The 14,800-nt window shown below is 33.8% G+C and carries 12 protein-coding genes; all 12 read left to right on the forward strand.

Going from position 1 to position 14,800, the window contains the following annotated elements; translation table 11 throughout:
- Window positions 1–103: 103 nt before the first annotated feature.
- The 12 genes from gmk (at window position 104) to rsgA (ending at window position 14,725) form a co-directional block, all read left to right on the forward strand.
- On the forward strand, window positions 104–724 hold the full coding sequence (gene gmk / locus EDD62_RS02200; protein ID WP_123807368.1) for a guanylate kinase: 621 nt from the start codon (window positions 104–106) through the stop codon (window positions 722–724).
- A 2-nt stretch (window positions 725–726) separates the two neighbouring features.
- Window positions 727–921, forward strand: a complete 195-nt coding sequence (rpoZ, locus tag EDD62_RS02205) for a DNA-directed RNA polymerase subunit omega (RefSeq protein ID WP_123807369.1) — start codon at window positions 727–729, stop codon at window positions 919–921.
- A gap of 64 nt (window positions 922–985) precedes the next feature.
- Window positions 986–2,170, forward strand: coding sequence for a bifunctional phosphopantothenoylcysteine decarboxylase/phosphopantothenate--cysteine ligase CoaBC (gene coaBC / locus EDD62_RS02210; protein ID WP_123807370.1), 1,185 nt, complete (start codon window positions 986–988; stop codon window positions 2,168–2,170).
- 2 nt (window positions 2,171–2,172) lie between these two features.
- Complete coding sequence (gene priA, locus EDD62_RS02215) at window positions 2,173–4,599, forward strand: primosomal protein N' (protein WP_170152748.1); 2,427 nt, start codon at window positions 2,173–2,175, stop codon at window positions 4,597–4,599.
- A gap of 34 nt (window positions 4,600–4,633) precedes the next feature.
- Window positions 4,634–5,602: a methionyl-tRNA formyltransferase gene (gene fmt, locus EDD62_RS02220; protein ID WP_077140427.1), complete on the forward strand. Its 969-nt coding sequence runs from the start codon at window positions 4,634–4,636 to the stop codon at window positions 5,600–5,602.
- Window positions 5,599–6,891, forward strand: a complete 1,293-nt coding sequence (rsmB, locus tag EDD62_RS02225; RefSeq protein ID WP_123807372.1) for a 16S rRNA (cytosine(967)-C(5))-methyltransferase RsmB — start codon at window positions 5,599–5,601, stop codon at window positions 6,889–6,891. Before fmt ends, rsmB begins: the two co-directional genes overlap by 4 nt.
- Before the next feature lie 19 nt (window positions 6,892–6,910).
- Complete coding sequence (rlmN, locus tag EDD62_RS02230) at window positions 6,911–7,999, forward strand: dual-specificity RNA methyltransferase RlmN (RefSeq protein WP_077140425.1); 1,089 nt, start codon at window positions 6,911–6,913, stop codon at window positions 7,997–7,999.
- A 4-nt stretch (window positions 8,000–8,003) separates the two neighbouring features.
- On the forward strand, window positions 8,004–8,747 hold the full coding sequence (locus EDD62_RS02235; protein WP_123807373.1) for a Stp1/IreP family PP2C-type Ser/Thr phosphatase: 744 nt from the start codon (window positions 8,004–8,006) through the stop codon (window positions 8,745–8,747).
- Window positions 8,744–11,116, forward strand: coding sequence for a Stk1 family PASTA domain-containing Ser/Thr kinase (gene pknB / locus EDD62_RS02240; RefSeq protein ID WP_123807374.1), 2,373 nt, complete (start codon window positions 8,744–8,746; stop codon window positions 11,114–11,116). The genes EDD62_RS02235 and pknB overlap by 4 nt, the downstream gene beginning before the upstream one ends.
- 40 nt (window positions 11,117–11,156) lie before the next feature.
- Window positions 11,157–12,050, forward strand: coding sequence for a hypothetical protein (locus EDD62_RS02245; protein WP_123807375.1), 894 nt, complete (start codon window positions 11,157–11,159; stop codon window positions 12,048–12,050).
- Window positions 12,051–12,178: 128 nt separating this feature from the next.
- Window positions 12,179–13,456 (forward strand): cytochrome P450, encoded by a 1,278-nt coding sequence (locus EDD62_RS02250; RefSeq protein ID WP_123807376.1) that lies wholly within the window; start codon window positions 12,179–12,181, stop codon window positions 13,454–13,456.
- Between the two features lie 387 nt (window positions 13,457–13,843).
- On the forward strand, window positions 13,844–14,725 hold the full coding sequence (gene rsgA / locus EDD62_RS02255) for a ribosome small subunit-dependent GTPase A (RefSeq protein ID WP_123807377.1): 882 nt from the start codon (window positions 13,844–13,846) through the stop codon (window positions 14,723–14,725).
- Window positions 14,726–14,800 lie beyond the last annotated feature (75 nt).

Here is a 14,800-nt window from a genome sequence, read left to right on the forward strand (position 1 = left end):
ATTTTATCACGTGTATAACTTTTGTAAAAGTTACGATAATGTCTATGATTTTCATAGGGGTTGTGGTAAATTAATAGTATTAATTAAAAGGTAGGGTTTATATATGATCAATCCACAGGGATTAATGATAGTATTAAGTGGTCCATCAGGTGTTGGTAAAGGTACAGTACGTAAAGCAATTTTTGATCACCCTGACACTGAATTTGAATACTCAATATCGATGACAACTCGTAATATGCGAGAAGGAGAAGTTGACGGTGTTGATTATTTCTTTAAATCAAAAAAAGAATTCGAACAATTGATTGCAGACGATAAGTTCATTGAATATGCACAATATGTAGATAATTATTATGGAACACCTGTCGATTATTGTATTGAAACAATTAATGACGGACGTGATATATTTTTAGAGATAGAAGTTGAAGGTGCTAAACAAGTTCGCGAGAAGTTTCCTAATGCCTTGTTTATTTTCTTGGCCCCACCAACACTTGGCCATTTAGAAGATAGATTAATTGGACGAGGGACTGAAAGTGATGATATAATTAAGAACCGAATAGAAACCGCGAAAAAAGAACTCGAAATGATGAGTTTGTATGATTATGTAGTGATTAATGACGAGGTTGATGCTGCACGACAAACAATCCAATCAATTGTAACTGCTGAACATCATAACCGTAAGCGCATTGAACAACAACTGAGAAAGCATTTATTGGAGGTCGATTAAGTATGTTATATCCAGCAATTCATGATTTAAAAAAACACGTAGATTCTAGTTATATGATAGTGACACAAGCGGCTCGTCGTGCACGTGAATTACAAGAGCACCCTGATTCAGCATTTAATGAATCATATCATTCATATAAGCCTGTAGGGAAAGCATTAGAAGAACTCTCTCAAAGGAAGTTAAACATTAGTAAATAATACAGTTGAAGCCGACATTCAAATATTGGATGGACGGCTTTTTTAACGGAAGGAGAACAATCCAATGAAAGTATTACTTGCAGTGACTGGAGGTATTGCCAGCTATAAAGCTTATGAACTCGTCCGTCTGTTTAAAAAGAATGGTCATGAAGTAAAAGTGATTATGACCCATAGTGCGAGTGAATTTGTTAATCGTAGAACATTTGAAGTATTGACTGAACAACCGGTATATATCGATACGTTCGAAGAGGAATCGACTGCGTATATTAACCATATTGAACTAGGTAAATGGTGTGATACTTTCATCATTGCACCTGCAACAATGAATACGATTGCCAAACTTGCAACCGGACTAGCAGATAATATGGTCACTAATGTTGCTTTCGCACTGGATCCGACGGTTAAAAAGTACATTGCACCAGCGATGAATGTGAATATGTATAACCATCCAAGAACAGAACAGAATATTAAAGTATTAATTGAAGATGGGTATCAATTAATTAGACCGGGAAGTGGATTTTTGGCATGCGGTGTTGTAGATACAGGTAGGTTGGAAGATGTAGAGGTTATTTATAATACGGTCATTCAATCTGATATACCAATAAATCAACCATTGCTGAACAAACAGGTTATCATCACGGCGGGTCCAACGTTAGAACGAATAGATCCTGTTAGATTTCTCTCTAATCATTCATCTGGAAAGATGGGCTTAAGTATGGCAAAAGCATGTGAACGACTTGGAGCAAAGGTTACATTCGTTGTTGGACCGAATCAACTAGAGATTCCATCATCATTTAATGCGATTCACGTTGAATCAACACATGATATGTATAAAGCTGTGATGACGCATATTGACTCTATGGATATATTTATCGGTGCAAGTGCAGTGAGTGATTATACAGTTGATCAAAGTGAACATAAAATTAAAAAGTCCGATGGAGAACTTGTGTTGAAGTTGAAACGAACGGAAGATATATTAAAAACGGTTGGTGAACAGAAAAAAACTGGTCAGACAGTCATTGGATTTGCTGCTGAATCTCAATCGTTAGAAACTTATGCGATGAAAAAGCTGAATACAAAACATGCAGACTTTATTATAGGGAACTATATTAATCAAGATGATTCAGGGTTTAAATCAGATACGAATGAAGTGATTGTGTATAGCCATAATCATCCACCATATCCGATTCAAAGCAATCATAAAGATCAAGTTGCGATAGATATTATGAATTTTATTGTAGGTGAATAATCGTGTTCGTAGAAGTGATTGTAGATATTAATCATAAACAAGTAGACCAGCTCTTTACTTATCGTGTTCCCAAATTTTTGGAACAACAAGTCACTGTTGGACAACGTGTCATTATTCCTTTCGGTAGACAAACGAAAGTAGGCTATGTCATCCGGTGTGTAGAGCGACTGGACGATGCTCAGTTTAATGATCCATCGAAAATTAAATCAATTCAGGCGTTAATGGATTATGAACAAGTATTAACGAATGAGCTTATTGAATTAAGCCGATGGATGGCAGATACTTATATTACGACTCGAATCGGTGCGATAGAATCGATGCTACCAAGTGCACTGAAAGTAAAATATGAAAGATTAATCTTTATGAATCCAGAGCATGAAGTACAGATGAACTTATTTTCTGACGCATTAAAAGATAAATTTAATGCATCAGGTCATTCAGGATTTAAGCTATCATCTATACCATTAGATAGTCAGTTATTTAAGGAAATACAACAGTTATTAGATGAAGGAGTATTAATTCAAGAAAGTGATATCGCACAATCATTAAATAAGAAAAAATCTTTATCCGTACAATATATTGAACAAAATATTGAACGACTCAAAGGACAAAAGCAAATCGAATGCTATGAATTGATTAAATCACGACCATTTGATTGGTGGACATATTCTGATTTGAAATCACATGGATTTAGCCGATCAGTCGTGAAAGGACTTGTGGATAAACAATTTCTTGAAGAAGGTTACGTTGAAGTAGCACGTGACCCATTTGCGCATATGGATGTCTTGCCAACTGAAAAGAAGCAATTAAATGGTGAACAACAAATTGTATTTGATCGAATTTCTAATGATATCGTTGAATCTAAACAACAAGTTCATTTACTCCATGGGGTCACTGGAAGTGGTAAAACTGAAGTTTATTTGAATTTAATTGAACAAGCATTATCATTAGGCAAAGAAGCGATTATGCTTGTGCCTGAGATATCATTAACACCGCAAATGGTAGAACGAGTGAAAGCACGATTTCAAGATGACGTTGCAGTCCTCCATTCGGCACTGAGTGCGGGTGAAAAATATGATGAATGGTCTAAAATTAATAAAGGCATAGCAAAAGTTTCTGTCGGTGCAAGGAGTAGTATATTTGCACCATTTAAAGAATTGGGCATTATCATTATGGATGAAGAGCATGAATCGACATATAAACAACAAGATCATCCGAGATATGCAGCGTTAGATATTGCGATTGAAAGAAGTAAATATCATGACATCCCTATTGTACTCGGTTCTGCAACACCAAGACTTGAAACGTACGTTCGAGCTGAACATGACGTATATACATTGAATACATTGACTACTAGAGCGAATCAACAAGCGACATTGCCAGACATTCACTTAATTGATTTGACAAAAGAATTCACCGTTGATCCGCAAATGTTATTTACAAATCCTTTACTTAACTCGATTAAGGAAACATTACAAAAAGGTGAACAATGTGTATTGTTTTTAAATCGTCGTGGTTATAGCACCCATATTACGTGTAATGAATGTGGTCATGTCCCTCACTGTAAACATTGCGATATTTCATTAACATATCATCATCATTCACAATCATTGAAGTGCCACTATTGTAATTATGAAGAGAAGAAATCTCATCAGTGCCTAAGTTGTCATGCACAAAATAGTATGGAGCTTATAGGTGTCGGGACAGAGAGAGCAGCTGAAACATTGGGTGAATTAATTCCTGAGGCAAAGATTGTCAGAATGGATAACGATACGACTCGAAAAAAAGGTGCTCATGAAAGGATTTTTAATCAGTTTGGGCAAGGTGAATACAACGTGTTAATTGGCACTCAAATGGTAGCTAAAGGATTAGATTTTCCAAATGTCACGTTTGTCGGTGTGTTAAATGCAGATACTCAATTGAATTTACCTGACTTTCGAGCGAGTGAACATACATTTCAATTGCTCACACAAGTAAGCGGTAGAGCGGGCAGAGCAGATAAGGCAGGTCAAGTCTATATTCAAACGTTTAACCCAACGCATTATGCAATTAAACATGTTGTATCTAAAGATTATTTAGCATTTTATCAAGAAGAAATGGCTTATCGTAAGATGGCGAAATATCCACCTTATTTTTATATGACATTGATTGTCATTGAACATGATGATATGGATGTAACATTACAACATGCACATTATATATATCAATATATTGATCAACAGATGAATAAAGGGTGTTATTTACTCGGACCAACTCCTAGTCCGGTATCTAAAGTAAAAGATAAGTACCGTTATCAACTTTTGATCAAATATAAGCAGCAAAATCAAATGAATCACATATTATATCAAATTGATCAGCAGTATAGATCACTTTATCAAACTGACCGAATTGCGGTACATATATATATCAATCCGGATCATTTTATGTAGTATTTAAATAGCCTAAAAAGTAATGGAGGAAGTTATGTCAAAATATAATGTTATTTTTATGGGAACTCCTGATTTCAGTGAACATATTTTAGAACAACTCATCAATGTTGTAGATTTGAATATATTAGGTGTTGTCACTCAACCTGATCGTCCAGTCGGGCGAAAGAGAGAATTAAAGCCAACGCCAGTTAAAGTGATTGCAGCTGAACATGGAATCGATGTATACCAACCTGAAAAATTGACGGGGTCAGAGACGGAAGAGTGGATTATTTCAAACGATGTTGATTTGATCATTACTGCAGCATATGGTCAACTTGTTCCGGAATCAATATTGAACCATCCTAAATTTGGATGTGTTAATGTTCATGCTTCATTACTTCCTAAATATAGGGGAGGCGCTCCTATCCATCATGCAATTATGAATGGAGAACCAAAAACAGGGATTACGTTAATGTATATGGATAAAGCGTTAGATTCTGGTGATATTATCCGTAAGGAAGAAGTTTTAATCTCAGATGATACAACCGTTGCTGAAATGTTCGATACGTTGAAAGTCGTTGGGGCTAATTTGTTAGTCGACACTTTGCCATTAATTTTTAATGAAATGAATGAGCGAGTAGCGCAAAATCATAAACAAGCAACATACGCACCGAATATTACTAAAGACGATGAACGTATAAACTTTGAGATGACTGCCCGAGAAGTTCATAATCACATTAGAGGTATGAATTCATGGCCTGTTGCACATACGTTAATTGATGGAACACGGTTAAAGATTTACCGTTCTAAAGTCTCTGAACAAACGATTGAGTTTAGCCAACAGAATGTTCCAGGCATGGTAGAAATAAAGGATGATCAATTTTTCGTTCAGTGTGGTCAGTCAACTGTGATTGAATTAATAGAAGTTCAACTCGCAGGGAAGAAGAGAATGTCAATTAAACAATTCTTACAACTTAAAGTGGCTAAGGATCTATCAGGAAAAGTGTTAGGTGAATCATTATGATGAGAGCATTAGCGTATGAAGCATTATGTGATGTATATATGAATGGTGATTTCAGTGACCAAGTGATAGATTCTTATTTAACGAACCATGAATTAAATGAGTTGGATAAAAAGTTATTTACAAACATTGTTTATGGGACAATACAGCATCAAATGACATTGGATTATTATGTGAAACCATTTATCCAAACAAAAATCAAAAAAGATTTAAAAATCTTATTATGGATGAGTGTTTATCAAATGGAATACTTGGATCGAGTGCCGACATTTGCGATTATTAATGAAGCGGTTGAAGTGGCAAAAAATAAAATAGGGTTCCATCAGTCTCAAATTACGAATGGAATATTGCGGGCAGTAAGTCGAGAAGGGGTAAAAGATGTATCATTAATAAAAGATCCTGTTCATCGAATGAGTATCAAATATAGCATGCCACACTGGATTATTAAGTATTGGCGAAAGTTTTATGAAGATGATGTCATTGAAGATACATTGAAAACATTAAATATGCCACCATTACAATGGATTAGAGTTAACAGCAAAAAAATGAATAAAGAACAAGTCATTGAATTGTTAGAACTTGATGGTTATGAAGTATTAAATAAAGACGTCATTGAGTACGGATTTGCTATTCAAGGTCCTTCAATACAACATCATAAATTGTTCAATGATGGGATTTTATCGATGCAAGATATTAGTTCTATGCTTGTCACTAAAGAATTATATGCTAGCGGCCAAGATCTAATACTTGATGCATGTAGTGCACCCGGTGGGAAAACAATGTACATTGCAAATCAACTAGACGAAGGTCATATTGTCGCCAATGATATAAACAAACAAAAAGTAGCAGATATTAAATCACAAATTCAACGACTTGGAATAAACTGTGTTACGGTGATGAATGAAGATTCAAGAGAGTATGACTTTCAGCAACAGTTTGATAGAATAATAGTGGATGCACCGTGTTCAGGATTAGGTGTTGTAAGGCGGAAACCTGAGATAAAGTACAACAAGACAATGGAAGATATGCTTGAATTAAGTGATATTCAATTAAGTATATTAAACCATGTCAAACAGTATTTAAAGCCTGGCGGAACACTTGTTTATTCTACATGTACGATTTTTCAACAAGAAAATGAAAATGTCAGCTACACATTTAAGAAGCAACACGAAGATATCGAATTTGATCATACAGAGTACAAAGATTCATTAATCGAACATAATACACATCAAATCCTTCCACAACATTTTAATGGTGATGGATTTTTCGTTTCAAGATTTATTAAGAAATAATTTTTTTAAGGAGTAATTTATGGCAATCAAACCAAAAAGCAACAAGTTTTTACCAGATTTCGAAAAAGACTCAATCTATTCATTTAGACTAGAACAACTTGAAGAATGGCTCGTTGAAAATGGGTATGAAGGTTACCGTGCAAAACAAATCTTTGAATGGCTTTACGAGAAACGTGTTAATTCTTTTGAAGAGATGAGTAATTTAAGTAAGTCACTTAGAACACTATTAGAAGAAACTTTTGTGTTTACAACATTAAAAACAGTAGTTCAGCAAGAAAGTAAAGATGGAACGATTAAGTTCTTATTTGAGTTGCAAGACGGTTATACAATTGAAACCGTATTAATGCGTCATGATTATGGTAATTCAGTTTGTGTCACAACCCAAGTAGGCTGTCGCATTGGCTGTACATTCTGTGCATCAACTTTAGGTGGTCTAAAGCGTAACCTACAAGCTGGTGAAATTGTCGCACAAGTGCTCAATGTTCAAAAAGCGTTAGATGTTACCGATGAACGAGTATCCTCTATCGTTATCATGGGAATTGGAGAACCTTTTGAGAACTATGATGAAATGATGGACTTTTTATATGTTGTCAACCATGATGATGGTTTGAACATAGGTGCCCGTCACATTACGGTATCAACGTCGGGTATTGTACCACGCATTTATGACTTTGCCGAAGAAGATTTACAAATCAACTTTGCAGTCAGCTTGCATGCAGCGAATGATGAAATTAGAAGTCGTTTGATGCCGATTAATAGAGCGTATAATGTAAAGAAATTGATGGATAGTTTAAAGCATTATCAGAATGTAACGAACAGACGTATTACGTTTGAATATGGATTATTTGGTGGAGTAAATGACCAAGTCGAACATGCGAAAGAATTAATTCAATTAATTAAGCCATTGAATTGTCATGTAAACTTAATTCCAGTAAACCATGTCCCTGAAAGAAACTATGTTCGAACGGCTAAAGATGATATTTTTAAATTCCATCAAACATTAGTCCGCGGAGGAATTAACGCGACAATCAGAAGAGAGCAAGGTGCTGATATTGATGCAGCATGTGGTCAATTAAGAGCGAAAGAACGAACAGATGAAGTGAGGTGATTTTATGAATATTACTGCAATCACTCACCAAGGATTTCATAGAAATCATAATGAGGATTATGTTCAATATGTTTACAATCAGACGAATCAATTACTTATGGTTGCTTGCGATGGAATGGGTGGTCACAATGCCGGTGAAGTTGCAAGTACTATCGCGTGTAATTCACTCATTGAATCTTTTAAAGCAACCAATTTGATCACTAAAGATCAAGCCAAAGAATGGTTAAGAGTTCAAATCAATAATGTAAACGAATTAATTTTTAAAAGAAGTCAATCAAATGATGATGAAAGAGGTATGGGTACAACACTTTGTGCAGCGATTGTATATCATGATGAAGTATGGGTTGCAAACATCGGTGATACGCGAGCATATATGATTAGTCAAGATAAAATCCACCAAATGACTTATGATCATACATTTGTTGGTCATTTGATGCGTTCAGGTGAATTGACAGATGATGAAGCTAGGCAACATCCACAACGAAATATTTTGACGAAGTCAGTTGGAACATCACGATTAATTTACCCAGATATTATGAAATATTCGACAAAATATAAAGACTTTATCTTACTTTGTACCGATGGACTAACGGATGAACTGACAGATGATGAGATTAAAAGTATTACGAACCAATCGAACGATGTACATCAAGCTGCAGAGCAATTGATTGAACTTGCGCTTAATCGAGGTGCTTCAGATAATTTAAGTATTATTTTACTTGATTTAAAAGCAGGTGATCTTGAATGATTGGTGAGATGATTAAAGATCGATATAAAATTATACAGTACATTGGTCGAGGTGGAATGGGGACTGTTTACAAAGCGTATGACACGATATTAAATCGAGATGTTGCCATCAAGATGATCAAAGTAGATCCTCATGCGAAAGAAAAGACAATTAAGCAATTTTATAAAGAAGTTCAAACTGCAACGAATTTATACCATGATCATTTAGTGAATATATACGATGTAGATGAAAATGAAGAGTATTGTTCTATTATAATGGAATTAGTCGAAGGACAAACTTTGAAGGAATTTATACAAAATAACCATCCTATTGAATTAGAGCAAGTACAGAAAATAATGCTTCAAATTGTGAGCGCGATTGAAGTGGCTCATGAGGCAAACATCATTCATCGTGATATTAAACCTCAAAACATTTTAATTGATGAACATAACGAACTTAAAGTAACTGATTTTGGAATTAGTAAAGCAACTGACAGCCACACAATTACTGAAACAAGTAATTATTTAGGATCAGTAGAATATGCAGCACCTGAGCAAGTGAAAGGTAAGAAAACATCAGAAGCTACTGATATTTATGCATTAGGAATTATTCTCTTCGAACTATTAAGCAATCAATTACCATTTTCTGGTGAAACCCAAGTGAGTATTGCTTTGCAACATATTCAAGATGAAATTCCCGAAATTAACCAATATCGTGAAGTATCAAATAGAGTAAACAATATTATTTTAAAAGCTACTGAAAAACATCCTGAGGATCGCTTTTCATCTTTAAAGGAAATGAAAAATTCAATTAAGTATATGTTAGATGATCAGCCGGTATCACCGTATGTGCTGAAATTTAAAGAAAATAAAACAGAAACAATCATGCTAAATTCAGGCATTCAAAAAAGTACACAGCATAAAGAATCTAATGAAAAATTAACTGCTGTTCCACCTGTTCAAAAAGATCATGAAGATACACTATCGAAACCGACTAAAAAGCAATACAAGTGGTTATTTATTTTACTCGCAACGTTGCTAGTGCTAGCGATAACAAGCTGGTTTGTATTTTCAATGCCAAGGGAAGTTGAAGTTCCAGATTATAAAGGTTTGACATTAAAACAGTATGAACAGTTATTAACAGAAGAAGATTTAATGATTGGCGAAAAATATTCAGAGTATAATGATGATGTAAAAAAAGATCAAATTATTAAGGTGACACCAAATGTCGGTGCTGAAATCGAGAAAAATTCATCAATTGATGTCCTAGTGAGTAAAGGTGAAGAACCATATAAAATTGAGGATTTTACTGGCCAAAAATTTGATGATGTTGAACAGAAATTAGAAAAAGCAAAATTTAAAACAATTGATTCAACGGAAGAATATAATTATGAATTCGAAGAAGGTCATATTATTTCGCAATCTATTGAACCAGATAGAAGTGTTATTGCATCTAAATCAAATATTAAGTTCACCGTTTCAAAAGGGCCAGAAATGATCTCGATATTAGATTATACGAACTTATCATTCGATAAAGCAAAATCAGAACTTGAAAAAGAAGGATTTAATGTGGAACGGAAAGATGAGTATTCAGAAGATGTCGAAGCTTTAGATGTGATGAAGCAAGAACCAAATGACGGAGAACTTCCGAAAGGTTCTACAGTTCAAATTACTGTGAGTAAAGGGCCGAAACCACAAGCTGATAAAGAATATCGTGAATCCATTACGTTAGAGCATAGCGAACCAAGTGTTGAGGATGAATCAACGGAAGCACCTGATGATGATCAAGACGGTAAAGATCCGTTAGATGAAGACAGTGACAAAGATGATGAGAAGACATCAGAAGAATCAACAGAAGAGCCGACTACTAATAAATCAAAACGTAAACAATCAGAGTCTGGTCAACAACAAAGTAGTACAGCTGATGAAACAGCTCACAATAATAAAGCCAAAATTAAATTAGTAAATAATGAATCAACAGATGTAAAAGTATATATTAGTGATAAAAATCATGATATTAAAGAACCTGTTGATGAATTTACAATTACAGAAGATACAGAATATGAACTGAAATTAGTTGTTGAAGAATCTATGACAGCAGAATATAAAATTGAAATAAATGGTGAAGTATGGAAAAGCAAGAAAGTACATTATGATGAAATCGATGAAAATGACCAAGCTTCTGACGATTCATCGAATAAAAGTAAAGAGACTGAAGATGAGACCGAAGAGGATAAAGAAAATGCTTTATCACCTGATCAGTCATCGAAGTCTAATGAAAGTAATGAACCTTCAACGACCGACGACAAAGAATCTAAACAAAATCAATCAGCGAGCATAAAGGAATCTGATCGAGCTTCTAAATTATCTAACATGAACTCCTTATTATAACGTATTTTAAAAGTTAGCGAATGAAAAAAGGAATGAGCTTATGGAAGAATTAATCAAAAAATTAGAAGGGTATCTTTTCAGTGATTATGTATACCAAGAAGCAATCAATGACAATATTATTACTGAATATAAGAGACTTTTGAACGGAACAATACAGGATACCTCTACCTCTTTTTATTTTTTAAATGATTTATTATTGCAATGCGGGGCGTTAAATACTCAAGTACTTCATCCAGAGGTTAAGCCTTTTATAGGATTTATGCCAACATTGTTAGAAGATACATTCTATGTGAAGCACGTTGCTGAAGACCTTAGAGTAGTCATACATGACAAAATTACCCATCTTGATGATGAACCGATAGAACATATACGGAATAAATATAAACATTTATTAACTTCAAATGATAGTGGGTTATTACTTCAACATATTATTAGGCGTAATCGATTCATGACAATTGCTAGAGGAAATCAAACGTATACGATGGATGTCCTAACATTTAATGCATTGAATTTAACGGTTGATCCATATTTTAAATTAACTGACGAATCTAATCATCTTGAATTAAGAGTAAGTCATTTAAATTTTGATATAGATTTTATCGAACAGATGCTAGATCGATATCGTCATAAAATCAATGATGACACAACATTCACTTTGAATTTGACAGGGAATCGTGGCGGTGAGATTTATTTGAAGGGGTTAATTAATAAGCTTGAAATCATCTCTTCGCAAATCAAAAGTATAAAAATTGATGAATATACCGCTGGCAATGCATTGTTACTTGCGAACTTCTATGAATCAAAAGGAATACAAGTATACGGAGAAAATACTGGTGTAATTCATGATGAAAGTTTATGTCGTTATGTTGAAATTGGAAATGGTTTCATACTTAAGTATCCGAATCAACCGATTTCACTTGATATGATTGAATAAATTTTAATAACCTAAATTGTATCTTATTACTTGCAAAATAGGTATATTATTGGCATTATATTTGTAAGCCATCAAATAAACTTTTAGAGTTCAATGAGTTTGTTTGAATATTTTGAGGAGGAGAATTTATGGGCAAATCAATACCTAGAGATAGAGGAATGGACAATACTGTTAAAGCTTTAAAGAAGGGATATACTTATATTCCTGAATTAAGAGAACGTTTGAACAGTAATGACATTGTTGCAACACGTGCATTAGGTGGGAAGAAAACGGTAATCATTAGTGGTAAGGATGCTGCTGAGCTGTTTTATGACAATGACAAGATTGAACGTCAAGGGACATTACCACCACGTGTTGTAAAAACTTTATTCGGTAAAGGGGCTATTCATACAACGACTGGTAAAACTCATATAGATCGTAAAGCATTATTTATGTCGTTAATGACTGAAGAAAACTTAAGCTACTTAAGAGAATTAACTCGTCTAGAATGGTACTATAATACGACAAGAATGAGTCATATGGATGAAGTTAATGTTTATAAAGAGGCTATTTATGTCCTGACAAAAGTAGGGATTAAGTGGGCAGGATTGCATGCTTCTGAAGATGAAATTAACCAATACGCTGAAGATATGGATACGATGATCGATTCATTTAAAGCAATCGGTACAATGTTCAAAGGTTATAAAGAAGCGCGTAAAGCACGTGACCGTGTTGAGACTTGGTTAGAGGCTCAAATTCAAGGTGTTCGTGATGGAGAGATTACACCTCCTGAAGGAACTGCTTTATATGAATTTGCACATTGGAAAGATTACGAAGGAAATCCAATGGATGCAAGACTTGCAGCAATTGACTTAATGAATGTCATTAGACCATTAGTAGCAATTAACCGTTTTGTTGCGTTTGGTACATTAGCGATGTATGAATTCCCTAAAGAACGTACAAAAGTAGCTCAAAATGAAGAGGATTATGTTTATAAATTCATTCAAGAAGTAAGACGTTTCTATCCATTCGTTCCATATTTACCTGGTAAAGCTGGTAAAGACATTGAATTTAGAGGATATGAAATTAAGAAAGATACTTTTATGGTATTAGATGTATACGGTACATTACACCGTGAAGATTTATGGGAAAATGCTGACCAGTTTATACCTGAGCGTTTTGAAGACTGGGACGGTTCACCATTTGATTTAATTCCACAAGGTGGTGGAGACTATTATACAAATCACCGTTGTGCGGGTGAGTGGATGACGGTGATTGTTATGGAAGAGTCTATGAAATACTTTGCACAAGCGATTAAATATGAAGTACCAGCACAAGACTTGACGGTTGATTTAAATAAATTACCGGGTCGAGTGAAATCAGGATTTATTATTAAAAACGTAGAAAGAGATATTAATCGTTTTTAATCACCGACATCTTTAATTTAATCATTTACAATTATAATTTCTAAAGTACCCATTATTATTGGGTACTTTTTTTTATGAATAGATTTATTTATAAATTAATATAGTAAATAAGTATAATTAATGTATGAATTACTAATTGAATTTAAGTTTGAATTAAAAGAAATCTAAAAATATAGACGAATATATAGTGAATATATTTAAATAGTGATTTGAATACAGTACAATAATAATTAAATAGCCATATGTAAAGTATAGAAGTATACTATCGAAAATGAAAAAAGAGTATCTAATATGATTTTTATCGATAATTGAGAAATGATGAAGTTTTAAAGTTATAACTTTTAAAGGTATTAAAGAATTCAAATATAATTGAGGTGGATTAATTCGATGATAAACGGCCGTATTATAAAGGCAATGAGTGGAGAATATGTTGTGGATACAAATATAGGTGTATTTACTACTCGCCCTAGAGGGATATTTCGTCATAAAAATAATGCACCTAAAGTAGGCGATTTTGTCGACATTAGTACGACTGATGAAGAACACGATCAGAGTGTAATTGTACATATTCATCCTAGAAAAAATGAGTTTATACGACCAGCGGTGTCTAATATTGATTATTTAGCCATTGTGATGAGTGTCAAATCACCAACGATTGATTGGTTGTTAATTGATAAATTTATATGTAGCAGCTTACATAATGAAACGAAGCCAATCCTCATTTTGACCAAATGTGATTTATTAGCTGAAGATGATTACAAGGCACTAGAGCAATATAAATTGTATTATGATGATTTAGATATTTCATTATTGTTTTCTATCAACAATCATCATTTGAATCAGTTGAAATCACTAATCAAAGATCATGTTGTTGTGTTGACAGGACAAACAGGGGTTGGAAAATCAACGTTGATTAATAAGTTAGATCAGTCGAAGGATTTAGAGACACAAGAAATTTCTACAAAGCTTGGTCGTGGTAAGCATACAACTCGACATATTGAATTATTTCCATTCAAAGGAGGATATATTGGTGATTCACCAGGATTTAGTCAGTTAGATGTATCAATGATAGAAATGCAATCATTGAAATATTATTTTGAAGAATTTAACCGATTTTCAAAATCGTGTAAGTTTCGGGAATGTTTACATCACCGTGAACCGAAATGCCAAGTGAAAAAAGCGGTTGAAGAAGGTTCTATTATGAAACATCGGTATGATCATTATATTCATTTGCTTGAAGCAAAAATGAATGAAAAGCCTAAATATTAATTTAGTATTTATTGCAAAGACATGTTTTGATTTTATTAATAAAGGCAAATACACGAAATATAATTTATGAGGTGA

The sequence above is a fragment of the Abyssicoccus albus genome (assembly GCF_003815035.1).
Classification (GTDB): domain Bacteria; phylum Bacillota; class Bacilli; order Staphylococcales; family Abyssicoccaceae; genus Abyssicoccus; species Abyssicoccus albus.